Source organism: Caulobacter sp. BK020 (assembly GCF_004342605.1).
Classification (GTDB): Bacteria; Pseudomonadota; Alphaproteobacteria; order Caulobacterales; family Caulobacteraceae; genus Caulobacter.
This window is the reverse complement of the sequence record NZ_SLZL01000004.1, coordinates 48,315-73,769: the sequence shown is the minus strand read 5'-3', so window position 1 is coordinate 73,769 and position 25,455 is coordinate 48,315. Positions and strand designations below refer to the sequence as shown.

At 68.6% G+C, this 25,455-nt stretch carries 21 protein-coding genes and 1 tRNA gene; 18 read left to right on the top strand and 4 right to left on the bottom strand.

From position 1 onward, the window contains the following. Positions 1–8: 8 nt before the first annotated feature. The 10 genes from EV278_RS06195 (at position 9) to EV278_RS06150 (ending at position 9,923) form a co-directional block, all read left to right on the top strand. Complete coding sequence (locus EV278_RS06195) at positions 9–377, top strand: STAS domain-containing protein (protein ID WP_165916539.1); 369 nt, start codon at positions 9–11, stop codon at positions 375–377. Then, complete coding sequence (locus EV278_RS06190) at positions 374–739, top strand: response regulator (RefSeq protein WP_057185093.1); 366 nt, start codon at positions 374–376, stop codon at positions 737–739. The genes EV278_RS06195 and EV278_RS06190 overlap by 4 nt, the downstream gene beginning before the upstream one ends. Further along, entirely contained in the window at positions 736–2,703 is a 1,968-nt protein-coding gene (locus EV278_RS06185) for a chemotaxis protein CheA (RefSeq protein WP_132088121.1), read from the top strand. Before EV278_RS06190 ends, EV278_RS06185 begins: the two co-directional genes overlap by 4 nt. A gap of 14 nt (positions 2,704–2,717) precedes the next feature. After that, entirely contained in the window at positions 2,718–3,218 is a 501-nt protein-coding gene (locus EV278_RS06180) for a chemotaxis protein CheW (RefSeq protein ID WP_243692104.1), read from the top strand. 17 nt (positions 3,219–3,235) lie between these two features. Next, positions 3,236–5,029 carry a methyl-accepting chemotaxis protein gene (locus EV278_RS06175; protein ID WP_132088115.1) on the top strand — a complete coding sequence of 598 codons (1,794 nt, stop codon included), beginning with the start codon at positions 3,236–3,238 and terminating at the stop codon, positions 5,027–5,029. A gap of 20 nt (positions 5,030–5,049) precedes the next feature. Further along, positions 5,050–6,738 carry a methyl-accepting chemotaxis protein gene (locus tag EV278_RS06170; protein ID WP_132088112.1) on the top strand — a complete coding sequence of 563 codons (1,689 nt, stop codon included), beginning with the start codon at positions 5,050–5,052 and terminating at the stop codon, positions 6,736–6,738. After that, complete coding sequence (locus EV278_RS06165; RefSeq protein WP_132088109.1) at positions 6,738–7,226, top strand: chemotaxis protein CheW; 489 nt, start codon at positions 6,738–6,740, stop codon at positions 7,224–7,226. Before EV278_RS06170 ends, EV278_RS06165 begins: the two co-directional genes overlap by 1 nt. 52 nt (positions 7,227–7,278) lie before the next feature. Beyond that, positions 7,279–8,139, top strand: a complete 861-nt coding sequence (locus tag EV278_RS06160; RefSeq protein ID WP_132088106.1) for a CheR family methyltransferase — start codon at positions 7,279–7,281, stop codon at positions 8,137–8,139. A 3-nt stretch (positions 8,140–8,142) separates the two neighbouring features. Next, complete coding sequence (locus EV278_RS06155) at positions 8,143–9,243, top strand: chemotaxis response regulator protein-glutamate methylesterase (RefSeq protein WP_207905441.1); 1,101 nt, start codon at positions 8,143–8,145, stop codon at positions 9,241–9,243. Between the two features lie 212 nt (positions 9,244–9,455). Beyond that, entirely contained in the window at positions 9,456–9,923 is a 468-nt protein-coding gene (locus EV278_RS06150; RefSeq protein WP_132088103.1) for a hypothetical protein, read from the top strand. A gap of 34 nt (positions 9,924–9,957) precedes the next feature. Here the strand turns inward: EV278_RS06150 and EV278_RS06145 are convergent, their stop codons facing one another. The 4 genes from EV278_RS06145 to gph all read right to left on the bottom strand — a co-directional run bounded on the left by EV278_RS06145 (position 9,958) and on the right by gph (position 14,759). Further along, a complete protein-coding gene (locus EV278_RS06145) occupies positions 9,958–11,736 on the bottom strand; it encodes a hypothetical protein (RefSeq protein ID WP_132088100.1) in 1,779 nt (592 codons plus the stop codon). Between the two features lie 83 nt (positions 11,737–11,819). Next, positions 11,820–13,742 carry an ATP-binding protein gene (locus EV278_RS06140; RefSeq protein ID WP_132088097.1) on the bottom strand — a complete coding sequence of 641 codons (1,923 nt, stop codon included), beginning with the start codon at positions 13,740–13,742 and terminating at the stop codon, positions 11,820–11,822. A gap of 165 nt (positions 13,743–13,907) precedes the next feature. Beyond that, positions 13,908–13,982, bottom strand: a tRNA-Val gene (locus tag EV278_RS06135). A gap of 45 nt (positions 13,983–14,027) precedes the next feature. After that, a complete protein-coding gene (gph, locus tag EV278_RS06130) occupies positions 14,028–14,759 on the bottom strand; it encodes a phosphoglycolate phosphatase (protein ID WP_132088094.1) in 732 nt (243 codons plus the stop codon). A gap of 69 nt (positions 14,760–14,828) precedes the next feature. On the opposite strand from gph, the gene glmU reads away from it, so the two are divergent. The 8 genes from glmU to EV278_RS06090 all read left to right on the top strand — a co-directional run bounded on the left by glmU (position 14,829) and on the right by EV278_RS06090 (position 25,255). Next, positions 14,829–16,211: a bifunctional UDP-N-acetylglucosamine diphosphorylase/glucosamine-1-phosphate N-acetyltransferase GlmU gene (gene glmU / locus EV278_RS06125; RefSeq protein ID WP_132088091.1), complete on the top strand. Its 1,383-nt coding sequence runs from the start codon at positions 14,829–14,831 to the stop codon at positions 16,209–16,211. After that, positions 16,208–16,888 carry a ribose-5-phosphate isomerase RpiA gene (gene rpiA / locus EV278_RS06120; protein ID WP_132088087.1) on the top strand — a complete coding sequence of 227 codons (681 nt, stop codon included), beginning with the start codon at positions 16,208–16,210 and terminating at the stop codon, positions 16,886–16,888. The genes glmU and rpiA overlap by 4 nt, the downstream gene beginning before the upstream one ends. Before the next feature lie 72 nt (positions 16,889–16,960). Continuing rightward, the gene (gor, locus tag EV278_RS06115; RefSeq protein ID WP_132088084.1) at positions 16,961–18,355 is read left to right on the top strand and encodes a glutathione-disulfide reductase; all 1,395 of its coding nucleotides are present in this window, start codon (positions 16,961–16,963) and stop codon (positions 18,353–18,355) included. Next, entirely contained in the window at positions 18,352–19,614 is a 1,263-nt protein-coding gene (locus EV278_RS06110) for an O-antigen ligase family protein (RefSeq protein WP_132088081.1), read from the top strand. The genes gor and EV278_RS06110 overlap by 4 nt, the downstream gene beginning before the upstream one ends. Before the next feature lie 85 nt (positions 19,615–19,699). Beyond that, positions 19,700–21,079 (top strand): 3-deoxy-7-phosphoheptulonate synthase class II, encoded by a 1,380-nt coding sequence (locus EV278_RS06105; RefSeq protein ID WP_132088078.1) that lies wholly within the window; start codon positions 19,700–19,702, stop codon positions 21,077–21,079. A 70-nt stretch (positions 21,080–21,149) separates the two neighbouring features. Further along, positions 21,150–22,091, top strand: coding sequence for a retroviral-like aspartic protease family protein (locus EV278_RS06100; RefSeq protein WP_132088075.1), 942 nt, complete (start codon positions 21,150–21,152; stop codon positions 22,089–22,091). A gap of 46 nt (positions 22,092–22,137) precedes the next feature. Next, positions 22,138–23,928 (top strand): long-chain-acyl-CoA synthetase, encoded by a 1,791-nt coding sequence (locus EV278_RS06095; protein ID WP_132088072.1) that lies wholly within the window; start codon positions 22,138–22,140, stop codon positions 23,926–23,928. A gap of 226 nt (positions 23,929–24,154) precedes the next feature. Beyond that, positions 24,155–25,255: a class I SAM-dependent methyltransferase gene (locus EV278_RS06090; protein ID WP_132088069.1), complete on the top strand. Its 1,101-nt coding sequence runs from the start codon at positions 24,155–24,157 to the stop codon at positions 25,253–25,255. Positions 25,256–25,455 lie beyond the last annotated feature (200 nt).

Here is a 25,455-nt window from a genome sequence, read left to right as displayed (position 1 = left end):
AAGTAGTGGTGCCAGATAACGCTGGTACCTGCGCGCGGCGGGGGCCGACGTTATTGTTGAGTCCAGGTAAAAATACGATTTCGTTCGCCGGAGAGGTGACGATCTCAAATATCGGCGCGGCTCGCGACGATCTTGACGCGGCTTTGCGTGAGGGTGGTCCGGTCGTTGTCGATATCGTCTCGGTGGACGAGACCGACCTGACGTTCATCCAACTCATCGAATCCGCGCGCCGCAAGGCGGCCGGGACTGGGCGTGACTTCAGGTTGCGTCATCCGGCGGGCGGCGCGGTACTGGAAGTGCTGCGCCGCGGCGGCTTCCTCGATGACGACGAGACCTCCGAGCGCGCCAAGTTCTGGCTTCAAGGGACCGCCCAATGACCTCGATCCTCACCGTGGACGATTCCGCCAGCATCCGGCAGGCGATCAGGATCGCCCTGAGCGGCGAAGGCTACGCCGTCACCGAGGCGGTCAACGGCCAGGACGGGCTGGACAAGGGCAGCGCGGGCGGCTTCGACCTGATCGTCACCGACCTGAACATGCCGGTCATGGACGGCTTGGCGATGATCCGCGCGCTGCGCCAGCGTCCGGCCGGGGCCGGCGTGCCGATCCTGTTCCTGACCACCGAATCCGACGCCGAGATCAAGGCCCAGGCCAAGGCCGCCGGCGCGACCGGCTGGCTGACCAAACCCTTCGACCCTGAGCAGCTGATCCGGGTGGTCAAGAAGGTCCTGGCCAAGTGAGCGGCCTCGATCCCATCGAGACCTTCCGCCAGGAAGCCCAGGACCTGCTGGAAGAGATCGAGCAGGGCCTGCTCGACCTGGCCCATCGTCCGGGGGATCGTGATCTGGTGGACGCGGTGTTCCGCGGCCTCCATACCCTGAAGGGGTCGGGGGCCATGTTCGGCTTCGACGCCCTGGCCGCCTTCACCCATCACTGCGAAACCGCCTTCGACCGCGTCCGCAAGGGCGAGGTCGCCGCCACGCCCGAACTGGTCGGCGCCGTCCTGGCCGCCCAGGACCACATGCGGGCCCTGGCCGAGGGTCGCCCCGCGTCGGACGCAGACGGCGAATTGCTGCTGGCCGACCTGCATCGCGTGGTCGAGGCCGCGGGCCGCCCGACGTCCGCCGAGATTTCTTCCGAGCCCGGCCTGAACCGCTGGCGGGTCCGCTTCAGCCTGCCGGCCGATGCGCTGGTCAACGGAACCCGGCCGCTGCCCCTGCTGGACGAACTGCGCGAGCTGGGTGAATGCACGGTGGTCGCCCTCACCGACGCGGCGCCCGACTTCGACGTGCTGGTCCCGACCGAATGCCACCTGGCCTGGGACGTGACCCTGACCACTCGGCACGGCCGCGACGCCATCGAGGACGTCTTCATCTTCGTGATCGACGACATGACCCTGGACATCCAGGACATGAACGCCGCTCCCGCCGAGCTCGAAACCATCGCGGAAGTGGCCGAGGCTCCCGGCGCGCCTCAGGTCGTCGCGATCCAGGCCGAGACCGTCGGCGAAGGCCGCGGGGCCAAGGTCGGCGGCGACACCGTGCGCGTCCCGGCCGAACGCCTGGACGAGATGATGGACCGGGTGGGCGAGCTGGTCATCGCCCAATCCCGTCTCAAGCAGCTGGCCGCCTCCAGCAGCGACATCGCCCTGCGCGCCGTGGCCGAAGAGATCGAGCGCCTGGCCTCGGAGATGCGCGACACCATGATGGTCGTGCGCATGGTGCCGATCGCCCAGCTGTTCGGCCGCTTCCGTCGCCTGATCCATGACCTGGCCCGCGACACCGGCAAGGCCATCGAGCTGTCGACCGAGGGCGAGGCCACCGAGCTGGACAAGACGGTGATCGAGCGCCTGGCCGATCCGCTGATCCACCTGATCCGCAACGCCGCCGACCATGGCCTGGAGACTCCCGAACAGCGCCTGGCCGCCGGCAAGCCCGAGACCGGGCAGGTGGTGCTGGCCGCCCGCCAGTCCGGGGCCGAGGTGGTGATCACCATCACCGACGACGGCCGCGGCGTCGACCGCGCTCGCGTTCGCGCCAAGGCCGAGGAGAACGGCCTGATCCAGCCCGGCCAGGCGCTGAGCGACAACGAGCTGCTGCAGCTGATCTTCGCGCCGGGCTTCTCGACCGCGGCGGCGATCACCAGCCTGTCGGGGCGCGGCGTCGGCATGGACGTGGTCAAGCGCACGATCGAGGGCTTGCGCGGTTCGATCGAGCTGACCAGCACGCCGGGCCAGGGCTCGGTGGTCTCGCTGCGCATCCCGCTGACCCTGGCGATCATCGACGGCCTGCTGGTGCGGGTGGGGACGGGGCGCTACGTCATCCCGCTGGCCTCGGTCGAGGAGTGCGTCGAGTTGTCGGTCGAGCAGGACGTCCGTTCCACCGGCCGCAACCTGATCACGTTGCGCGACCAGCTGGTGCCGTTCATCCGCCTGCGCCAGATGTTCGCCACCGGCCTGGAGCCGGATCCCCACCAGAAGATCGTCGTGGTTTCCACAGGCCAGGAACGCGTCGGCCTGGTCGTCGACCAGATCCTGGGCGACCACCAGACCGTCATCAAGGCCCTGTCAGCCTTCCATGCCGAGGTCGGCGCCTTCTCGGGGGCGACCATCCTGGGCGACGGCGGCGTGGCCCTGATCCTCGACATCGCCCACCTGGTGGCCGCCGGCCAGGGCCACGACGCGCAGCTGCGCGCCGCCAGCTGATGAAGGGCCCCGACATGACCGCCGAACCGTCGACCCAGGCCATCGAGGCCCTGACCTTCGATCTGCGCGGCGAAACCTTCGCCCTCGAGGCCAGCCTGGTCCGGGAGGTCCTGGACCTGCTGCCGGAGACCGGCGTGCCGGGCGCGCCGCCGTTCGTCGGCGCCGTGATCAATTTCCGCGGCCGGGTGATCCCCCTGGTCGATCTGCGCCTGGCCTTCGACATGGACGCCGCCGAGCCCACGATCGATAGCCGGATCGTGGTCATCGAGCACGACCTGGACGGCGAGCCAACCCTGATCGGCCTGCGGGCCGACAAGGTCCATGAGGTGACCACGATCGACCGCGCCGTCACCGAGGAGGTTCCGCGCGTCGGCCTTCGCTGGCGGTCCGACTTCATCCGCCTGCTGGCGCGCCGGGACGGCGACGTGATCGTCATTCCCGATCTTGAGCAGATTTTCGCCGCGCGCGGCCGGACCGGCGCGTCTGTGACCAGCCTTCACTCAATTCAGTCCTGAACGAACGGGGTCCTCCAGTGCGTTTCACCATCAAAGCCAAACTGATCGCGGCGTTCGGACTGTTGATCGTCCTGATGACGGGCGCGGCCCTGCTCGGGATCAGCGAGCTGAACAGGCTGAACGCCGACCAGAGCGCCATGATCGCCGGGCCGATGTCCCAGTTGCAACGCGCCCAGTCGCTGAGCATCAGCCTCCTGCAGATCAGCCGCGCTCAGAAGAACATGGCGCTGGCCGACGACGAGGAGGAGCTGGAAGGCCAGAACGCCAGCGCCGACAAGCAGCGGCAGGTCTTTCAGGAGCTGGTGGCCGGCGGCGTCGCCACCGCGGCCAATCCCGAAACCAAGGCTAAGTGGACCGCCCTTCAGGCCGACTGGGAAACCTACGCCGCGTCCGACACGACGATGCGGCGAGAGTTGCTGGCCCACCAGCGCGCCAACGCGATCCGCGAGATGCAGACCTCGCAACGAACGATCACCAATCGCATCACCGACAAGGTCGACGACCTGGTGGCGGTGAACCAGGGACTTCTTAAGGCGACCGAGGACGCGGCCGGCGAGGCCTACGTCAGGGCCCGCAACCTGATGATCGGCCTGGTGGCGGTCTCGCTGCTGGTCGCCGTCTCGGCGGCGGCCTGGATCGCCCTGTCGATCGGCCGGGGCCTGTCGAAGATCGCCGCCCTGGCCGACGCCGTGGCGCTGGGCGACCTGGACCAGAAGGTCCAGGTGACGACCAATGACGAGATCAAGGACCTGGTCGAGACGGTCAACCAGATGACCGAGAACCTGCGGGCCACCGCCGCCATCGCCGACAAGGTGGCCGACGGCGACCTGACGGTCGAGACCAAGCCCCTGTCCGACAAGGACATCCTGGGCGTCGCCCTGCAGAGGATGGTCGAGCGCCTGCGCGGCGTGGTCTCGGACGCGATCTCAGCCTCGGACAATGTTTCGGCGGGCAGCCAGGAGCTGTCGGCGGCCTCCGAGCAGGTGTCCCAGGGCGCCACCGAGCAGGCTTCGTCGGCGGAGGAGGCCTCGGCCTCGATGGAGGAGATGGCCGCCAACATCAAGCAGAACGCCGACAACGCCGCCCAGACCGAGAAGATCGCCCGCCAGTCGGCCCAGGAGGCAGAGGTGTCGGGCGCAGCGGTCAACCGCGCCGTCGACGCCATGCGGACGATCGCCGAGAAGATCGCCATCGTGCAGGAGATCGCCCGCCAGACCGACCTGCTGGCCCTCAACGCGGCGGTCGAAGCCGCCCGGGCGGGCGAGCACGGCCGCGGCTTCGCGGTCGTCGCCTCCGAAGTGCGCAAGCTGGCCGAGCGGTCCCAGACCGCGGCCACCGAGATCGGCGCGGTGTCTTCCGACACGGTGAAGGCCGCCCAGTCGGCCGGCGAGATGCTGACCACCCTGGTGCCCAACATCCGCAAGACCGCCGAGCTGGTCGCCGAGATCAGCGCCGCCTGCCGCGAGCAGGACATCGGGGCGTCCCAGATCAACGAGGCCATCCAGCAGCTCGACAAGGTGACCCAGCAGAACGCCTCGGCCTCCGAAGAGATGTCGGCCACCTCCGAGGAACTGGCCGCCCAGGCCGAGGAGCTGCAGGCTTCGATCGCCTATTTCCGCCTGTCGAACGTCGCCCAGGCGTCGCGCAAGCCGGCCCCCGTCGTGCGCCTGCCGGCCCGCGGCGCCAAGGCCGCGCCGCGCAAGGCCCCCGCCCGAGCCGTCGCGGCGCAGCAGGCCCGGGCCCAGGGCTTCGCCCTCGACCTGAGCCAGGGCGGTCCCGACGCCGACGACCGCGACTTCACCGAATACTGATCCGTCCCAAGGACAAGACCATGCGCCTTACAATCAAATTGCAGCTCGGCCTCGCCTTTGGCCTGATCATCGCCCTGCTGCTGGCCGCGACCCTGTTCGGGATCAACAGCCTGTCGAGCACCAATCGCGACATGAATGCGATGGTCGACGGCCCGGCCGTGCGCCTGCAGGCCGCCCAGCAGCTGAACATCCACTTGCTCAATGTGGTGCGGGCCGAAAAGAACATGGTCCTGGTCGACAGCCCTGAGGAGGTGAAGACCTTCGAGGCCTCGATCGAGAAGGAGAAGCGCGCCTTCGAAGCCCTGCTGACCAAGGCCGAGGGCTTGGCGACCGCCGAGGGCAAGCCCAAGTGGCAGGCCCTGGGCGACGCCTGGGAGCGGCTGATCGCCGCCCACGAACGCGTCTACGCCCTGGCCATCGCCGACAATGACGCCGCCGCCGCCGCCATTTCGATGGGCGACGGGCGCAAGGCGGTCACCGAAGCGGCGGACCAGGTCCATGAACTGGTCGAGCTCTCCCAGGCCCAGCTGCAGGCGGCCACCGACAAGGCCGACGAAGATTTCGCCTCCGTGCGCAACAGCCTGGTCGCCCTGACGGTGGTCTCGCTGCTGATCGCCGCCGGCGCCGCGCTCTACATCTCCATGGCGGTCGGCAAGGGTCTCAACCGCGCTTCGGAAGCCGTGCGCGCGGTGGCCGACGGCGACCTGACCAAGACGGTCGATGTCACCACCAAGGATGAGATCGGCGACCTGCTGGGCCATGTGAACGTGATGATCGAGCGCCTTCGCGGCGTGGTCTCGGACGCGATCTCGGCCTCGGACAATGTTTCGGCGGGCAGCCAGGAGCTGTCGGCGGCCTCCGAGCAGGTGTCGCAAGGCGCCACCGAGCAGGCTTCGTCGGCCGAGGAGGCTTCGGCCTCGATGGAGGAGATGGCCGCCAACATCAAGCAGAACGCCGACAACGCCGCCCAGACCGAGAAGATCGCCCGTCAGTCGGCCAAGGACGCAGAAGTCAGCGGCGAGGCCGTCAGCCGCGCCGTCGAGGCCATGCGGACGATCGCCGAGAAGATCACCATCGTGCAGGAGATCGCCCGCCAGACCGACCTGCTGGCCCTCAACGCGGCGGTCGAAGCCGCCCGGGCGGGCGAACATGGCCGCGGCTTCGCGGTTGTCGCCTCCGAAGTGCGCAAGCTGGCCGAGCGGTCCCAGACCGCGGCCACCGAGATCGGCGCGGTGTCTTCCGACACGGTGAAGGCCGCCCAGTCGGCCGGCGAGATGCTGACCACCCTGGTGCCCAACATCCGCAAGACCGCCGAGCTGGTCGCCGAGATCAGCGCCGCCTGCCGCGAGCAGGACATCGGGGCGTCCCAGATCAACGAGGCCATCCAGCAGCTCGACAAGGTGACCCAGCAGAACGCCTCGGCCTCCGAAGAGATGTCGGCCACCTCCGAGGAACTGGCCGCCCAGGCCGAGGAGCTGCAGGCCTCGATCGCCTATTTCCGCACCAACGCCAGCGGCGCGGCGCCGCGTCGTCCGGCTGCACGCCCCGCCGTCGCCAAGCGCCCCGCGACATCCGCGGCCCGAAAGTCCGCCGTCTCGGCGCCGCGCCAGACGGTCGCCGCCCAGCAGGCCCGGGCCGGCGGCTTCGCCCTGGACCTGACCAGCGGCGGTCCCGACGCCGACGACGCCGACTTCCGGGAATACGCCTGATGGCCGGTCCCGCCGATCGCCAGTTCGTCACGCTGGGTCTGGGCGCCGAGGTCTTCGCGGTGTCGGTGAGCCATGTGCGCGAGATCCTCGACTACCAGCCGCCGTTCGCGATCCCCGAGGGGCCCGACTACTTGATGGGTCTGACCGACGTGCGCGGCCGCGGCACGCCGACCCTCGACCTGCGCCTGAAGCTGGGCCTGCCGCGCGTCGAGCCGACCGGCGCCACCCGCATCCTGGTGCTGGACGTGCCGGTGGACGACCGCGTGCTGTCGCTGGGCCTGGTCGCCGACCGGGTGATCGAGGTCGTGGCCTTCTCGGAGAGCCAGATCGAAGGCGCGCCCGACATCGGGGTGCCGTGGCGTTCGGAGTACATCCAGGGCGTGGTGCGTCGTGAGCCCTCGTCCGGCGGCAGCGGCTTCGTGGTCATCTTCGACCTGGGACGCCTGCTGACCAGCCAGGACGCGGCCGCTCTCAGCCTGGCCGCCTAGGATTGCGCCGGCGGCCCGAGCCGCCGCCCGAACACCGCGAACGGAGACGCCCGTGTCGAGACAAGCCGCCGCCGTGCTGCAAGCCCCGGAGATCGAACAGCTGAGCGCCCGCAATTTCCAGCGCCTGGCGACGTTCATCCACGACTACAGCGGCATCAAGATGCCGGCCAACAAGCGCACCATGCTGGAGGGCCGCCTGCGCCGCCGGATGCGGGCGACGCGCATCGACGACGTCAACGCCTATTGCCGCTACCTGTTCGACGAGAACGGGATGGAGGCCGAGGTCATCCACCTGATCGACGCGGTGACCACCAACAAGACCGAGTTCTTCCGCGAGCCGGCCCATTTCGACTTCCTGGTGGCCAAGGGGCTGCCCGCGCTGGCCGCCAAGGGCAAGACGGAGATCAGGATCTGGAGTTCGGCCTGCTCGACCGGCGCCGAGCCCTACACCCTGGCCATGATCCTGGACGAGTTCTGCCAGAGGCAGCGGAGGATGGACTATTCGATCCTCTGCACCGACATCTGCACCGAGGTGCTGGGCCAGGCGATCGCCGGCCGGTTCTCCGAGCAGATGATCGAGCCGGTCTCGATGGCCCGCCGCCAGCGCTACCTGATGCGGGCGCGCGATGCGTCGCGCAACGAGGTGCGGATCAAGCCGCACCTGCGGTCCAAGCTGGCCTTCGGCCGCCTGAACCTGATGGACGAGGCCTATCCGATCGAGACCGGCCTCGACATCATCTTCTGCCGCAACATCCTGATCTATTTCGACAAGGCCACCCAGGCCAAGGTTTTGAGCCGGTTGTGCAACCATCTGGCGCCTGGCGGGTATCTGTTCCTGGGCCACTCGGAGTCGATCGTCGGCATCGACCTGCCCGTCGTCCAGATCGCCAATACGGTCTTCCAGAAGCGATAGCTGATGTCCGTGGTCCGCAAGATCCGTGTCCTGATCATCGACGACTCGGCCACGGTGCGTCAGACCCTGAGTTCGATCCTGGAGTCCGATCCGCAGATCGAGGTGCTGGGCGTCGCGTCCGACCCCTTCGTCGCCGCCCGGCGCATCGCCGAGGAGATCCCCGACGTCATCACCCTGGACGTCGAGATGCCGCGCATGGACGGCATCACCTTCCTGCGCAAGCTGATGGCGCAGAAGCCGATTCCGGTGGTGATGTGCTCGTCCCTGACCGAGGCGGGCTCGGAGACCCTGCTGCAGGCGTTGGAGGCCGGGGCGGTCGACATCATCCTCAAGCCCAAGGTCGGGGTGGCCGACCATCTGCTGGAATCGAAGATCCGCATTTGCGACGCGGTCAAGGCGGCGGCCGGCGCCAGGCTGGCCGGCGTCAATCGTGCGGTCCCGCAGTTCACCCGCCTAGGCCACGAGCCCGAGAAGAAGCTGACCGCCGACGCCATGCTGCCGCCGCCGACCGGGGGGCGGGCCATGGCCCGCACGACGGAGAGCGTGGTCTGCATTGGGGCCTCGACCGGCGGCACCGAGGCGTTGCGCGTTTTGCTGGAAGGCCTGCCGCCGGACTCGCCCGGCATGGTCATCGTCCAGCACATGCCCGAGAAATTCACAGCCTCGTTCGCCCGTCGGCTGGACAGCCTGTGCGCCGTCGAGGTCAAGGAGGCCGAGGACGGCGACACCGTGCGGCGCGGCCGGGTGCTGATCGCGCCAGGCAACCGGCACACCCTGCTGGAGCGCAGCGGGGCCCGCTACTACGTGTCGGTCAAGGACGGCCCGCTGGTGTCGCGACATCGTCCGTCCGTGGACGTCCTGTTCCGCTCGGCCACCCGCTCGGCCGGCTCGAACGCGGTGGGCGTGATCATGACCGGCATGGGCGACGACGGCGCGCGTGGCCTGTCCGAGATGAAGCAGGCCGGAGCTTTCACCCTGGCCCAGGACGAAGCCACCTCCGTGGTGTTCGGCATGCCCAAGGAAGCCATCGCCCTGGGTTGCGTCGACCGGGTGGTCCCGCTGCCGGGCCTGGCGGGCGAAGTGCTGCGGGCGGCCAGCCGGTAGACGGCGGTCTCCCCGGTGTGAAGCGCCGTGGTCCAGGTCGCGCGCCGCTGATTGCATCTTTACGTTGTGAGGATTTATCCTAACACTCCCCCTGGGCAAGCCTTACCCGCCCGCCCTTGTCCTCCTGCGAACGTGTGGCCATGCGAAACTCCGCCGTCTGCCTCGCGACCGTCCTGGCAGCTATCTTGTGCGGCCCAGCAGGCGCTGCGAGCGTGAAGCCGGCGCCGGTCGTGTCGTGGGGCAAGTCCGACGTCTCGTTCGACGACTACCGGAAAGACTCGATCGAGTGTGGCGCGCGGGGCGCCTCCACCTCGATGAAGGGGCGAAGCGAGTTCGACGCGGTGGTCTTGGGGCTGGACCGCCAGGATACCGACATCGACATCGGACGGTCCCTGCCGCCGTCCCTGACCCGGGAAGACCCGGTGGAAAAATTGGCGCGCGACTATGCGCTCAACGGCCTGAAGAGCCGGCCTGAGCCGAAGGTGAAGGCCCTGCAGCGGCTCCTCGTCGACCATGTCGAGGCGTGCCTGTCGGACAAGGGCTATGTCAGGTTCACACTGACCCCCGCCCAGGCGGCGGAGCTGGGCGGATACAGGAAGGGATCGCAGGAGCGCTTCAGGTATCTGCACGCCCTGGCCAGCCGCGAAGCGGTCATTCAGCAGCAACGGTACGAGCCATGATCGGCAGGTGCGTGGCCGCGGTACGCACGCCAGTCTAGAACAGCACGTCGTCCTCATCCCCGACCAAGGGGGCGGCCTGCGCGGAACCTTCGATATCCGCCAGCCCCTCGGTCAGCGACCGATGGACTTCGCGTTCCTGGGCCATGGTGTACTGCCTGGCCAGGCGGTCGAGCAGCGGGCGCAGGGCGTGGGCGATGTCGTCCGTGGGGATCTCATCGTCGCCGGCCATGTCCAGCAGCTGGTTGGCGGCCGCGTCGAGCACCGAGCCGATCTGCTTGTGGAAGTCGAAGCGCTCGGCGGCGCGCCGCAGCATGTCGACCACGTCGGCGCCCTGGCGGGCCGCGGCGGTCAGGGCGCTGTCGACGCCGTCGCCGGCCTTGCCGATCCGGGCGACCGCGCCGCTCAGCACCGCGGCGGCCGCCGCCGCCCTGCCGTCGCCCTGGCCGGCCTCGCCCTGGCCCAGGGCCTCGGCGGCGTCGAACAGGCCTTCCAGCGAGCTGGTGGTCTGGGCGGCGGACTTCTCCAGGTGGATGGCGTGCTGGCGCAGCTCGACCGCGATGACGCCCAGCGGTTTGCCGGTTTCGCCGATGCGGCTGCATTTGAGCGTGGTGTTCAGCGCCATCATCTGCACGTCGGCGCGGATGTTCTGGATGCCGGCGATGCGTTCGGTCAGCTCGCGAGCCGAGACGGCGGCCGAACGGCTGACCGTCTCCGCGGCTTGCTCGCCGGCGGTCATGTCGCCGACCAGGTCCAGGGCCTGGCCGACATTGCCTTCCAGATCGCGCAGGAAGTTGGTCTCGACCTGGCCGATCCGGCCCGGAGCCTGGCCGGAGGCCAGGTCGCGCAGGCGCAGCAGTTCGGTGGCGTCGGCGGCCATGCCGACCACGTTGTGGCCGATGCGCGCGACCTCGCGATGGAAGTCCTCGGCCATGGCGGCCAACTGGGCGGCCAGCAGACGGTGGACGAAGGCCTGGGCACGTTGGCGCGGCTCCGGGGCGAGGGCGGTGATCTCGCTCGCCTCGTCCAGGAAACCCAGGCCGGCCTGGACGTGTTCGATCCGCTGGCGGGTGATGTCGCCGATCTGCAGGGCCGCCAGGCCGCCGCCGACCTTCTTCTGGACGTCGCGGGCCAGGACGGCGACGCTGACGGCGACGCTGGCGATCCGTCTGTGATGGTCGGCGATGGCGGCGGCGCTGGCCGTCAGGGCGTCGGGCACCGCCGGCAGCAGGTTGGCGCAGTTCCGGGCCAGGTTCTGTTCGTGGGCCAGGGCGCCGCGCAGGGTCTGGTCCAGGCCGGTCAGGTCGTTGTTGAGAGCGTCCAGCTGGGCGCCGCCCATCTCGATGCAGTCATAGATCTCCTGGGCGAAGATCGCGAATTCGGGACCCGCCGCGGCGATGCCGCCGGAGGTGATCTTGATGTTGATGGCGAAGACCCGGAGATAGGCCAGGTGCTGGCGCATCTCGGCGATGCGGCCGGCCAGGCCGTCGCTGAACTTGACCAGTTCGCCGACGCGCTGGCGACGGGCGTCCAGGCTGTCGGGCAGCGATTTCAGGGTCGCGGCGGCCTGGGCCAGTTCGCCGGTGGTCGCCGTCACGGTCTCGGCGTCAAGATTGGCGCGGATCGCCTCCAGGCCGGCGATCAGGGCGCCGACCCCGTCGACGGCCCGTGACAAGACGTCGCCAGCCTCAAGAAAGCGGGCTTCCACCACCTGGCGAGCCGATTCCAGGCGCGCGCCGATCCGTGCGCCGCCATCGGCCTCGCCCGAGGTGTGGAAAGTCGTTGCGAAAGCCGCCGAGGAAGACGCCAAGCCCATGAAATCGCCGGATGATTACTGTTGCCGCATCATGCCGGAACATGTGCGAAGGTCAGGTAAAGATCGGACGCCTTTGGCCTCGATCAGGCCCGCACGGCGAGGGCCTTCGGCGGGCCGTGGGCAGCCTCGAAGGCCTGGCCGATCGCCGAGAACAGCATGGCGCTGGTGATCGGCTTTTCCAGGTGCAGGTCGGCGCCGGCCTGACGGCTGGCGCGGACATGCTCGGGGCGGGCGTTGGCGGTCAGCATGATGATCGGCGTCCGCGCCGCGCCGCTCTTCGCCTCGCGCGCCCGGATCTCGCGAACGGCGTCCAGGCCGTCCATGACCGGCATCTGCATGTCCATCAGGATCAGGCTGGGCGCGACGGCGGCGCACAGCTCGACGGCGTCGCGTCCGTTCTCGGCGCTGAAGATCTCGGCGACCTCGACCAGCATCAGCTCGACGATCTTGCGGTTGGTCGGGTGATCGTCGGCTACCAGCACCCGAGGCATGGCGGGCGCTTCCGGCGCGGCGTCGGCCGTTTCCTCGACGAGCATCCCTTGATGGACGGGAAGGGGCAGGGTGAACCAGAAGGTCGAGCCCTCGCCGGGAGCGCTGTCGCAGTGCAGGACGCCGCCCATCAGCTCGACCAGCTCGCGCGAGATGGCCAGGCCCAGGCCGGTGCCGCCGAAGCGGCGCGTGAAGGAGGCGTCGGCCTGCTGGAAGCGCTCGAAGATGCGGCTCTTCTCGGCGGCGTCGAAGCCGATGCCGGTGTCGCGGACGCAGAAGCGCACGCGCTCGTCCGTATCCGGAGCGACATCCAGCCTCACCCGGCCGCGATCGGTGAACTTGACCGCGTTGCTCACCAGGTTGGTCAGCACCTGGCGCAGCCGGGCGTCGTCGCCGGACACCGTCCGCTCGGCGGCTGGATCGACGCGGGTCTCTAGGAGGACGCCCTTCTCCTCGGCGCGAAGGGCGCACAGGGCGCCGACCGACCGCGTCAGGTCGCCCAGGTCGAAGGGTTGGCTTTCGACCGTCACCTGTCGCGCCTCGATGCGCACCAGGTCGAGGATGTCGGACAGCAGCCGCTCCAGGCTGCGGCCCGAATGGACGATGATCTCGACCAGTTCGCGCGCCCTGGGCGGCAGCTCGCCCTGGGCCAGCAGGTCGGCGCCGGCGACGATGCCGTTCAGCGGCGTGCGGATTTCGTGGCTCATATTGGCCAGGAAGGCGGTCTTGGCCTGGCTGGCCTGCTCCGCTTGGTCCAGGGCCGCTTGCAACGAGGCCTCGGCCAGCTTGCTGGCGGTGATGTCGTCGCCCAGGGTGATCAGATGGCGCGCGCCGATGTCGTCATAGGTGGCCAAGGTCTTGGTCAGCAGGTAGCGGGGCGCGGCGTCGGGCTCGCCGCCGACCTGTTCCTCGCAGATCCGCATCTCGCCGGTCTTGAGCACCCGGCTTTCGATCTCGGTCAGGGTCCCGGCGAGGGCGGCGGGCAGCACCTCCGCGGCCGTCCTGCCCACCGCCTCCTCGGCGACCAGGCCGAAGGCGTCCTCGGCGGCCCGGTTGATCAGGACATAGCGGCCGTCCTCGGCGTTCTTGACCGTCAGCGGCGAGGGGAGAAGCTGGATGACCGTCTTCAGGAAGCCCAGGGTCTCGACTTCGTCGGTGACGTCGCGGGCGCAGGCCAGCAGGCGGATCACAGCGCCGCTTCGGTCACGCATCGGCGAGATCGTCGTGTCGCAATAGGCCCGCCGCCGGGCGTCGCCCAGGAAGGCGCGGAAGTGGGCGACCTGGCCGCCGCGGGCGATGTCGAAGGCGCGATCCAGCGAGAAGCGGCTTTCCTCGGGCCAGATCGAGCGCCAGGCGGCCGAACCGTCCTGCCTGGCCGCGAACAGCGCTTGGGCGTGGCGGTTGGCGTGCTCGACCGCCCCGTCCAGCCGCAGGATCCAGGCGCATTCCTGGCTGGCGTCCAGGATGTCGAGCGCGCCGTAGCCTCCGTCCTGGTCGCTGGAAGCCTGGTTTTGCACGCCGACACCCTTACGAGGTTACGAGCGACGCCCTAGGGAAGCAGCTTCGCTATCGCCATATGCGCAGCTCGTATTGAAAGGACCGTTAAGTCCGGGGCGGCGTCGCTCGGCCCGCATCGGACCGAGTCCATCGAACGCTCGGCCTGTCCGTCGGGGAGAGGAAAATGGTGGATGCGACAGGGATTGAACCTGTGACCCCCTCGGTGTGAACGAGGTGCTCTCCCGCTGAGCTACGCATCCGCCGTGTCGGTGAGGTTCGAAGACCCCGCCGCGAGAGGGACGGGCCTATAGCCCGGCGTTTCCGCGACCGCAAGAGGCCAAAAGCGTGATGCAGGCCGATGGCGCGTCGGAGAAGGCGTCTATCAACAGATCTCCGCCCAGGGTCTCGACCGGCGCCTCGGTATAGCCGAAGGTGACCAGCAGGGTCGGCACGTTGGCGGCCTTGGCGGCCAGGGCGTCGTTGATGCTGTCGCCGACCATCACCGCGCGGGCCGGGTCGCCGCCCACGGCCGCGATCGTGGCCAGCAGGTGGCGTGGATCGGGCTTGGCCGCCGGGGCGCTGTCGGCCCCGACCACGGCGTCGAAATACTGGGTCAGGTCCAGGGCGTCGAGCAGGGCGACGGACAGGTGGGTCAGCTTGTTGGTGCAGACCGCCAGCCGTGCGCCGGCCGCGCGCAGGGCGACCAGGGCGTCGACAACGCCGGGGAACGGGGCGCTCTCGTGGGCGATGCGGCCCAGATAAAGGGCGACGAAGCGCTCGACCAGCTGGGGGGCCTGGTCAGCGTCCAGCGGGGCGCCGGCGGCGGCGAAGCCGCGCTCCAGCAGGGCCTTGGCCCCGCGGCCGACCATCTTGCGCACGTCGTCGAACGGCAAGGGCGGCAGACCTTCCTGGGCCAGGATCAGGTTCAGCGAGGCCACCAGGTCGGGAGCGGTGTCGACCAGGGTGCCGTCGAGATCGAAGGCGATCGTCGCGCCCTGCAGAATCTCGGCCTTGGGAATGTCGTTCTGGGCATGCATGGCTCTGGCCTTTCGGCTAAACGCGCGGCTAATGCAACTTTGGTCCGCGCTTCGGGAGTCGCTTCGCCCATGACCAACGCCGTCTCTTCGCCAGCCCGGGCGCGCGCCGCCGTCATCCTGGCCGCTGGCCAGGGCACGCGCATGAAGTCGCCGACGCCCAAGGTGCTGCACCGGATCGGCGGCCGGACCCTGCTGGACCACGCCATCGACACCGCCCAGGCCCTGAATTGCGAGCGTATCGTGGTGGTGGTCGGCGCCCACAGCCCTCAGGTCGGTGAGCACGCCAGGAAGCGCCTGGGCGAGGGGGCGACCGTGCTGCAGGATCCGCCCCAGGGCACCGGCCACGCCGTGCTGGCCGCCCGCGAGGCCCTGGCCGACTTCGATGGCGACGTGGTGGTGACCTTCGCCGACTGTCCGCTGCTGAGCGCGCCGGTGATCGAGCCGCTGTTCGACCTGCGGGCCAGGGGGGCGGATGTAGCGGTGCTGGGCTTCGAAGCCGCCAACCCCGGGGCCTACGGCCGGTTGATCCTGGCGCCCGGCCACGTGCTGTTGCGCATCGTCGAGGCCAAGGACGCCGACGACACCGTCAAGCAGGTCAAGCACTGCAATTCCGGCGTCCTGGCCGCCGACCGCGCCCTGCTGTTCGACCTGCTGGCCGATGTCGGCAACGACAACGCCAACCAGGAATACTACCTGACCGACGTGGTCGGCCTGGCCCACGACCGCTCGCTGTCGACCCGCGCGGCCTTCGCGCCCGAGGCCTCGGTGCAGGGGGTCAACTCCCAGGCCGAACTGGCCGCCGCCGAGGCCGTATGGCAGGCCTCTCGCCGGTCCGCCTTCCTGGTCGAAGGCGTGACCATGCCGGCTCCGGAAACGGTGCACCTGAGCTGGGACACCCGGCTGGCCGCCGGCGTGACGGTCGAACAATTCGTGGTGTTTGGCCCTGGCGTCAGCGTCGCGGCTGGGGCGGTGATCAAGGCGTTCAGCCACCTGGAAGGCGCGACGGTCGGCGAGGGAGCCCTGATCGGTCCCTACGCCCGCCTGCGCCCCGGGGCCGACATCGGTCCGGACGCCCACATCGGCAACTTCGTCGAGGTCAAGAAGGTCCAGGTCGGGGCCGGCGCCAAGGCCAACCACCTGTCCTATCTGGGCGACGGCTCGGTCGGCCCGAAGGCCAATATCGGAGCCGGCACGATCTTCTGTAACTACGACGGCTTCGACAAGTTCGAGACCCATGTCGGCGCCGGGGCCTTCATCGGCTCCAACACCGCCCTGGTGGCCCCGGTGCGGGTCGGGGACGGAGCGATGACCGGCTCGGGCTCGGTGATCACCAGGGATGTCGAGGACGGCGCGCTGGCGCTGGGACGCGGCGTGCAAAGCGACAAGCCCGGCTGGGCGATCAAGTTCCGGGCCATGAAGGCGGCCAAGAAGGCCAGGAAGGACAGCAAATGAGCGCCGACGTTCAGAAGCGGATTGCGGGCGAGGCGGCCGCCGAGTTCGTGGAGGCCGGCATGGTGGTGGGCCTGGGGACGGGCTCGACGGCGGCGTGGTTCGTCAAGGCCCTGGCGGCGCGCAAGCTGGACATCCGCGGCGTGCCGACCTCGGAGGCCACCGCCAACCTGGCCCGCGAGCTGGGCATCCCGCTGGCGGCGCTGGACGACGTCCGGTCGATCGACCTGACCGTCGACGGCGCCGACGAGGTCGGTCCGGGCCTGTCGCTGATCAAGGGCGGCGGGGCGGCCCTGCTGCGCGAAAAGCTGGTCTGGGAGGCGTCCAAGCGCTGCGTCGTGATCGCGGACGCCGCCAAGAAGGTCGACGCCCTGGGCAAGTTCCCGCTGCCGATCGAGGTGGTGCGGTTCGGCCACGTCCACACCGGCCACCGCCTGGCCGACATCGCCGCGGAGTTCGACCTCCTGCCACCGCGCCTGCGCATGGCCGACCGGGGCATCGTGGTGACCGATGGCGGCAATGTGATCTACGACCTGCCGTCCGGCGTGATCGCCGAGCCGGCCGCCCTGGGCGCGGCGCTCAAGACGGTGACCGGCGTCGTCGACCACGGCCTGTTCCTCGACCTGGCGGACGAAGCCCTGATCGGAACCGACCAGGGGGTGGTCAAGCTGGTCCCCTAGACCCATATCCGCCCTCTTTCGGGTCCACGGCCAAGCCGGCCGGACCCTCTCCCAGTGAGCCTGGAGCCTCCGATGGCTGAGTACGACTTCGACCTCTTCGTCATCGGCGCCGGTTCCGGCGGCGTGCGCGCCGCACGGGTGGCCGCGATGAGCGGCGCCAAGGTCGCCGTGGCCGAGGAGTACCGCGTGGGCGGCACCTGCGTGATCCGCGGCTGCGTGCCCAAGAAGTTCATGGTCTACGCCAGCGAGGTGAAGGCTCAGCTGAAGACCGCCAAGGGCTACGGCTGGACGATCGGCGAGGCCAGCTTCGACTGGAAGGGCTTCCTTCACGACAAGGACGTCGAGATCGCCCGCCTGTCGGGGATCTATGTCACCAACCTGCAGAAGGCCGGCGCCCACCTGCTGCATGGCCGGGCCGAGATCGTCGACGCCCATACGGTCGAGGTGCTGCCCAAGGCCGGGAGCAAGGACGCGGGCCGCTACACCGCCCGCAAGATCCTGATCGCCACCGGCGGTCGGCCCTGGCGTCCGGACTTCCCCGGCGCCGACCTGGGCATCACCTCCGACGAGGCCTTCCATCTGCCGGAACTGCCCAAGCGGGTCATGGTGGTCGGCGGCGGCTATATCGCGGTCGAGTTCGCCAGCATCTTCAATGGCCTGGGCGTAGAGACCACGCTCTGCTACCGCGGCGCCAATATCCTGCGCGGGTTCGACGACGACGTGCGCGCGCACCTGGCCGACGAACTGGAAAAGCGCGGGATCAAGGTGGTGCTGGGCTGCTCGCACGAGAAGCTGGAGAAAACCGAGACCGGCTTGCTCAGCACCTTCAACAATGACCTGACCTTCGAGACCGACGCGGTGATGTTCGCCACCGGCCGCGACCCCTATGTGGCGGGCCTGGGCCTGGAGAAGGTGGGGGTGAAGCTCAACGATCGCGGCGCGATCATGGTCGACGACTATTCCCGGACCACGGCCGAGAATATCTGGGCGGTGGGCGACGTCACCGACCGCATCAACCTGACGCCCGTGGCGATCCGCGAGGGCGCGGCCTTCGCCCAGACCGAGTTCCACGATAACCCGACGACGTTCGACCATGACATGGTCGCTTCGGCCGTGTTCTCGCAGCCGCCGGTCGGCGCCGTGGGCATGAGCGAGGCGCAGGCGCGGCAGGCGTTCGGCAAGGTCGATATTTATCGCGCCGTGTTCCGGCCCATGAAGAGCACCTTCTACGGCGGCCAGGATCGCTGCCTGATGAAGCTGGTGGTCAAGCAGGATGACCAGCGGGTCGTCGGGGTGCACGTGGTCGGGCCGGATTCGCCGGAGATCATCCAGATGGCGGCTATCGCGGTGAAGATGGGCGTGACCAAACCACAGTGGGACTCCACCTGCGCGGTCCACCCGACGCTGGCCGAGGAATTGGTGACGATGCGCGAGAAGTACATGCCCTCGGAAATGGGAACCGTATGACCGCGACGTTCGTGTCCCAGTCGAACGAAGCGCCGGAGCGCCGCACGCCCTGGCTGACCGCCGTGGCGATCTTCCTCGTGGTGATGACGCCGCTGCTGGCCTATCTGGCGCCGCTGGGCTTCGCGCCGCTGCTGGCCTTGGCGGGTCTGCTGGCCTTGCCGGGCCTCAGGCTGACGCGCGCCGCCGCGCCGCCCTTGCTGATCCTGGTGGCCATCGCCTTGTGGGCGGCGGCCAGCATGAGCTGGAGTCCCGTGGTCATCGACGCGACCAAGCTCAAGGACTATGGCGATATCGAGAGCCTGACAGCCCTGAAGCTCTTCCTGCAGTTGGCCACCTACGGCTCGGCCGTAGTGGCCCTGCGCGGTCTGTCCGACGCCGGCGCGCGACGGGCGGCGGCTGTGCTGGCCTATGGCACGGTGGCGCTGGCCAGCGTCGCCGCGCTGGACTCGCTGACCGGCGCGGCGATCTACCAGAAGCTCCATCAGGTGACAGGCGAGGCGATCCGGCCGGACCTGGCGATGGTCAAGGTCTCGCTGTCGACCTACGCTCTGGCGCTGCTGTTCTGGCCGGCCGCGCTGATCCTGTCGCGACTCTGGCGTCGTGGACTGATCTGGCTGATGGTCGTTGGGACGATCGTAACCTCGGTGATCTGCAGTTCGGACGCCTGCCTTGTGGCCCTCGCGGCGGGCGGGCTGGTCTGGCTGCTCGTGTACTTCGCCAGGCAGACGGGGGCCAAGGTGCTGGTCGGGCTGGTGGCCGCGCCGTTCGTGCTGGCGCCCCTGGCCGTGCTGGTGGCTGTCCAGACCGGCACCATCGCCTGGCTGCACCGCATGGTTCCGGCCTCCTGGGACGCCAGGCTGAACATCTGGACCTTCGCCGCGGACCATATTCAGAGCCATCCGTTCCGAGGCTGGGGACTGGACGCCAGCCGCACCTTCGGTCCGGCCATCCCGCTTCACACCCATAACGCCCAGCTTCAGCTGTGGCTGGAGCTGGGCGCGATCGGCGCGGCCCTGGCCGGCGTGTTCTTCTGCTGGCTGGCCTACGGCGTCGTGCGCCTGAGCCAGCGCTCGCGATCCGAGGCGGCGATGGCCGCTGCCGCCCTCGTCAGCTACCTGGTGATCGGCGGGCTGAGCTTCGGGGTCTGGCAGGAGTGGTGGCTGGGCCTGGGCGCGGTGACGCTGATCGCCTGCGGCCTGGCCCGCGCGGTCGCCGAACCGCAGTGGACCGCCTTGGATGAACTTACCCCGTTGGGGTGACTTTCCTGTTTCCGTCGCAACGATTTTGCCTTTGGGCCGCGGTTGGGATAAAAGCCGCTCCCTTTTTGAGATGTTCGAGACCGTCATGACCAGCCGCTGGACCCCGTCGTCGTGGAGAACCCTGCCCGCGAAGCACGTCCCGACCGACTATCCGGACATGAGGGCGGTCGAGCGTGTCGAACAGACACTTCGCCAGATGCCGCCGCTGGTCTTCGCCGGTGAAGCGCGCCGCCTGAAGTCGGCCCTGGGCGAGGTGGCGGAGGGGCGGGCCTTCCTGCTCCAGGGGGGCGACTGCGCCGAAAGCTTCAAGGAGTTCCACGCCGACAACATCCGCGACACCTTCCGCCTGATCCTGCAGATGGCCGTGGTGTTGACCTTCGCCGGCGGCAAGCCGGTGGTGAAGGTGGGCCGCATCGCCGGCCAGTTCGCCAAGCCGCGCTCAGAGCCTGTCGAGACGATCGGCGAGGTGACCCTGCCGTCCTACCGGGGCGACAACATCAACGGCATGGAGTTCACGGCCCAGGACCGCGTCCCGGATCCGGACCGCCTGCTGCGCGCCTACGGCCAGTCGGCCGCGACCTTGAACCTGCTGCGCGCCTTCGCCAGCGGCGGCTATGCCGACCTCTACAACATCCATCGCTGGACGCTGGGCTTCGTCGGCGACAGTCCCCAAGGCGCGCGCTATCGCGAACTGTCGGAAAAGATCAGCGAGGCCCTGACCTTCATGGCGGCGGTCGGCGTCACGCCCGAAACCCAGCCCGACCTGCGCCGGGTCGAGTTCTTCACCAGCCACGAGGCCCTGCTGCTGGGCTTCGAGGAAGCCATGACCCGCGTCGATTCGACCTCGGGCGACTGGTATGACACCAGCGCCCACCTGCTGTGGATCGGCGAGCGCACCCGTCAGCTGGACGGCGCCCACATCGAGTTCATGCGCGGCGTCAAGAACCCGATCGGCCTGAAGTGCGGCCCGACCATGGAAGGCGACGATCTGCTGCGGCTGATCGACGTGCTGAACCCGAACAACGAGCCGGGTCGCCTGACCCTGTACGGCCGCTTTGGCTCGGACAAGATCGCCGACCGCCTGCCGCGCCTGATGAAGGCGACCAAGGCCGCCGGCCGCTCGGTGGTCTGGGCCACCGACCCGATGCACGGCAATACGCTGAAGGCCTCGACCGGCTACAAGACCCGGCCGTTCGACCGTATCCTCTCGGAAGTGAAGACCTTCGTCGAGGTGGCCCACGCCGAGGGCGTCCACCCGGGCGGCGTGCACCTTGAGATGACCGGCCAGAACGTCACCGAGTGCCTGGGCGGCGCGCGGGCGGTCTCGGAAGGCGATCTGGCCGACCGCTACCACACCCACTGCGACCCGCGCCTGAACGGCGAGCAGGCCCTGGAACTGGCGTTCCTGGTGGCCGAAAAGCTGAAGTCGGCGCGCGACGACCAGCGTCGCCTTGCCACGGGATAACGCCGTTAGACAATGTGGCTTCTGTTCGCCCACGGGTGTAGTCTCCGTTCAAGAAGAAGGAGGCGGCGCCGTGGCTAACGTCCCGATTTCCCGCCGGAATCTGGCGATCGCGCTGTCATGCGTGGCATTTCCAGGGTTGGCCTTGGCCGACCAGCAACAACCCCCTCCGGTTACGACAGCGCCGACCCGGGTTCTGGACAGCGCGCGTCGCCTGACGGTGCAGGTCTTCCTCAATGATCAAGGACCGTTCTCTTTTCTCGTGGACACCGGCGCCAACGCTTCGGTGATCTCCAGCGCCCTGGCGTCCCAGCTGAGCCTCCCGGCGGGGAAGGAGGTCAATCTGCACGGCATCGCAGGCGTCCAGGTCGTGGGAACGGTGACCATCGACCGCGTGCGGGTGGGGCGGCGCGAGCGCCGGGACCTGGTGCTGTCGGTGCTGCCGGATCGCCACCTCAGCGCGCCTGGTATTCTGGGCATGGATTGGCTGGGCTCCCAAGGCCTGACGCTTGACGTCGCCGGCCGTCAGATGCACGTCGGAGCCAGCCTTCCCAAGACCGACGAATATAGCGTTTCGGTGCCGGCCAAGATTCAGCGCAGCGGCCTGAGCCTGATTGAGGCGCTGGCCGGCGGCGTGCGGACGCTTTGCTTCCTCGACACCGGCTCGACCACGACAGTTGGCAACCAGGCCTTGATGGACGCGGCCGTCCGCAAACGTGAGATCACCAGCGACTGGGCCGACCTGCAGCTGGTCAGTCTCACTGGGCAGACCTTGGCCGGTCGGCTGGCGGCGCTCAAACGCTTGCGGTTTGGATCGATCGCCCTCGTAAACCTGCCGGTCGTGTTCGGTCCGGTGCACACCTTTGATTATTGGGGCATCTCGGATCGGCCGGCTCTGCTGTTGGGCATGGACGTGCTCAGCATCTTCCAAACGGTATCCCTCGACTACCGTAGAGGGGCTGTGCATTTCCAACTCTCGTCGACAACCGTCGATCGAGGCGCGGCCACGTCTTGACCGGTCGCTCGCCGCTCTCCAATGGTTGTTTGAACGGAGTGCGTCGATGAGTTTGCCGGCCAGGTTGAAACGCGAGTTGAAGTTCCTGAAGGGGCTCTCGCGCACGCTCAAGCGCGTGAAGTCCATCGCGCCGGACAGCTCGAACCTGATCTGCGACGATCTGGAGGCCGCCGTCGACAAGTGGCCGGGCAGCCAGGCCATCGTCTTCGAAGGCAAGTCGGTGACCTACGCCGAGCTGGATGCGATCGCCAACCGCTACGCCCACTGGGCCAAGGGACAGGGCATCACCCGCGGCCAGACGGTGGCGCTGTTCATGCCCAACCGCCTGGAATACCTGGCGATCTGGTATGGCCTGTCCAAGGTGGGCGTCGCCACCGCCCTGATCAACAACCAGCTGACCGGGCCGGCCCTGGCCCACTGCCTGAACATCTCCCAGGCCTTGCATTGCATCGTCGATCCCGACACCTCGCCCTGTTTCGAGCAGGTGAAGGGCGGGCTGGAACGCCATGTCCAGCAGTGGGTGCTGGGCCAGGCGCACGGCGATCAGCGCGACCTGGCCAATGCGCTCAAGAGCTGCAGCCAGCTGCGTCCGGACCGCCTGACGGCCCGCAACGGCCTGGTCGCCAAGGACACAGCGCTCTACATCTTCACCAGCGGCACCACCGGCCTTCCCAAGGCCGCCCGCATCACCCACATGCGGGCCCAGCTCTACATGCGGGGTTTCGCCGGTTCGACCGATGCGAAGGCCACCGACCGCATCTATGTGACCCTGCCGCTGTACCACGCCACCGGCGGCCTGTGCGCCATGGGCGCGGCCCTGCTGAACGGCGGGGCAGTGGTGCTGCGTAAGAAGTTCTCGGCCAGCGCCTTCTGGGACGACATCGTCGCCGAGAACTGCACGATGTTCGTCTATATCGGCGAGCTGTGCCGCTACCTGGCCAACCATCCGGAAACGCCGAGCGAGCGCGCCCACAAGATCCGGCTGATCTTCGGCAACGGCCTGCGCCCGGACGTCTGGGACGTGATGCTGGACCGCTTCAAGGTCGGCGGGGTGCTGGAGTTCTACGGCGCGACCGAGGGCAATGTCTCGCTGTTCAACTTCGACGGCCGGCGCGGGGCCATCGGCCGAGTGCCAGGCTATCTGCGCAAGAAGTTCAACATCCGCATCGTCAAGTTCGACGTCGAAACCGAGACCCCGGTGCGCGGCCCCAACGGCTGCTGCATCGAGGCCGCGCCCGGCGAGATCGGCGAGTGCATCGGCCATATCGCCAGCGACGCGCGCTCGAACTTCACCGGCTACGCCGACAAGGCGGCCACCGAGAAGAAGATCCTGCACGACGTCTTCGACAAGGGCGACGCCTGGTTCCGCACCGGCGACCTGATGCGCGCCGACGGTGACGGCTACCTCTATTTTGTCGACCGCATCGGCGACACCTTCCGCTGGAAGGGCGAGAACGTCGCCACCAGCGAAGTGTCCGAACGCCTGTCGGCGGTGGCCGGGGTCAAGGAGGTCAATGTCTACGGCGTGCCCGTGGGCGAGCTGGACGGCAAGGCGGGCATGGCCTCGCTGGTGGTCGGCTCCGAGTTCGAGATCGGCGCCCTGGCCGAGCATGTCGACCGCGAACTGCCGGCCTACGCCCGGCCGATCTTCGTGCGCCTGCAGCCCGAGATCGAGACGACAGGCACCTTCAAGTACCGCAAGATCGACCTGGTCCAGGAGGGTTTCGACCCGGGCAAGATCAAGGATCCGCTGTACTTCCGCGACCCGGCCAAGGGCTATGTGAAGCTGACCAAGACGGTGCACGCCAAGATCCTGGCCGGCGGCTACCGGCTGTAGGGCCGTTTCCGGGAAGCCGTGATCGCCACTTTCCGGCGATCCTCGGCCTATGCCTATCCACGGCTGCGGGACAGCGACGCGAAACGCGTTTTCGGGCCTCGCCAGGCGGTGATTGACCTTGGGCGTTCCGGTGGCCAGGCGTAGGATCGAGGTCCTTTCGCGTCTTCGGGCCGAACAGGTGTGACCACGGCCCGTCCGCGCTATGCGCCGATGATCGGAGGTCATCATGCTTGGACAATCCCCACCCACCGACCCCGCGGGGCCGCTTCCGCAGCCCAGTCCGGGCGCGCTCGACGATTTCATGGGCAAGATGGTCGGCGACATGGGGGCGGCGATGTCGGCCGCCCTGGTGCTGCTGGGCGACCATCTGGGACTTTACCGCGCCCTGGCGGACGGCGGTCCGGCCACCTCGGCGCAACTGGCGGCCCGCACCGGCACGACCGAGCGGTACGTGCGCGAATGGCTGGCCGGCCAGGCCGCCGCGGGCTACGTGACCTATGACGAGGACGAGCACCGGTTCTTCCTCGATCCGGTGCAGACCCTGGTGTTCGCCGACGAGGGCGGGCCGGTGTTCCTGGCCGGCGGCTTCGACGTGATTGCCGCCATGTTCCGCGACGAGCCGAAGATCGCTGACGCTTTCAAGTCCGGCGACGGGGTGGGATGGCACGAGCACAATGCCTGCCTCTTCCGTGGCACGGAACGGTTCTTCCGGCCGGGCTACAACGCCAACCTGCTTACCAGCTGGATACCGGCGCTGGACGGCGTCGAAGCCAAGCTGAGGCGGGGCGCTGTGGTCGCCGACGTGGGCTGCGGCCATGGCGCCTCGACCCTCCTGATGGCCCAGGCCTTCCCGAAGTCCCGGTTCTTTGGCTTCGACTATCACGACGCCTCCGTGGAGCGGGCCCGCGAGACCGCCGCCGCCGCCGGTCTGGGCGACCGCGCCGTGTTCCAGACCGCCATGGCCAAGACCTTCCCTGGCGATCACTACGACCTGATCTGCATCTTCGACGCGCTGCACGACATGGGCGACCCGGTCGGGGCGGCGGCCCATATCCGCAGCTGCCTCAGCCCCGACGGCACGTGGATGCTGGTCGAGCCGTTCGCCAATGACGACCTGACCGACAACCTCAACCCGGTCGGCCGGATGTTCTACGCGGCCTCGACCATGCTGTGCACGCCGGCGTCGCTGAGCCAGGAGGTGGGGCTGGGTCTGGGCGCCCAGGCGGGCGAGGCGCGCCTGCGCCGGGTCTGCCAGGAGGCCGGCTTCACGCGCTTCCGCCGTGTGGCCCAGACCCCGTTCAACCTGGTGTTCGAAGTCCGACCCTGAACCTTGGGAGACGTGGAAGGGCGTTGACCTCTTCGGACGTCCCCACGGGTTCGTGTCCGCGATAGGTTTCGCCGGGAGCGGCCGCTTTGTCGCACCGCGATTGAACGCCGTCCGCTTCCTGGCTATATGGCCAGGACTGACGACGGGTCATGTGTGTGGCGACCCGGGAAATCCCGCGACGTTTCAAAAAGATAAGGGGA

What these genes read in the sequence shown, in the direction of transcription:
- EV278_RS06190 (WP_057185093.1), top strand. Translation starts at nt 374, where the DNA reads ATGACCTCGATCCTCACCGTGGACGATTCCGCCAGCATCCGGCAGGCG.
- EV278_RS06180 (WP_243692104.1), top strand. Translation starts at nt 2,718, where the DNA reads ATGACCGCCGAACCGTCGACCCAGGCCATCGAGGCCCTGACCTTCGAT.
- EV278_RS06170 (WP_132088112.1), top strand. Translation starts at nt 5,050, where the DNA reads ATGCGCCTTACAATCAAATTGCAGCTCGGCCTCGCCTTTGGCCTGATC.
- EV278_RS06165 (WP_132088109.1), top strand. Translation starts at nt 6,738, where the DNA reads ATGGCCGGTCCCGCCGATCGCCAGTTCGTCACGCTGGGTCTGGGCGCC.
- EV278_RS06155 (WP_207905441.1), top strand. Translation starts at nt 8,143, where the DNA reads ATGTCCGTGGTCCGCAAGATCCGTGTCCTGATCATCGACGACTCGGCC.
- EV278_RS06145 (WP_132088100.1), bottom strand. Translation starts at nt 11,736, where the DNA reads ATGGGCTTGGCGTCTTCCTCGGCGGCTTTCGCAACGACTTTCCACACC.
- gph (WP_132088094.1), bottom strand. Translation starts at nt 14,759, where the DNA reads ATGCATGCCCAGAACGACATTCCCAAGGCCGAGATTCTGCAGGGCGCG.
- glmU (WP_132088091.1), top strand. Translation starts at nt 14,829, where the DNA reads ATGACCAACGCCGTCTCTTCGCCAGCCCGGGCGCGCGCCGCCGTCATC.
- rpiA (WP_132088087.1), top strand. Translation starts at nt 16,208, where the DNA reads ATGAGCGCCGACGTTCAGAAGCGGATTGCGGGCGAGGCGGCCGCCGAG.
- gor (WP_132088084.1), top strand. Translation starts at nt 16,961, where the DNA reads ATGGCTGAGTACGACTTCGACCTCTTCGTCATCGGCGCCGGTTCCGGC.
- EV278_RS06110 (WP_132088081.1), top strand. Translation starts at nt 18,352, where the DNA reads ATGACCGCGACGTTCGTGTCCCAGTCGAACGAAGCGCCGGAGCGCCGC.
- EV278_RS06105 (WP_132088078.1), top strand. Translation starts at nt 19,700, where the DNA reads ATGACCAGCCGCTGGACCCCGTCGTCGTGGAGAACCCTGCCCGCGAAG.
- EV278_RS06095 (WP_132088072.1), top strand. Translation starts at nt 22,138, where the DNA reads ATGAGTTTGCCGGCCAGGTTGAAACGCGAGTTGAAGTTCCTGAAGGGG.
- EV278_RS06090 (WP_132088069.1), top strand. Translation starts at nt 24,155, where the DNA reads ATGCTTGGACAATCCCCACCCACCGACCCCGCGGGGCCGCTTCCGCAG.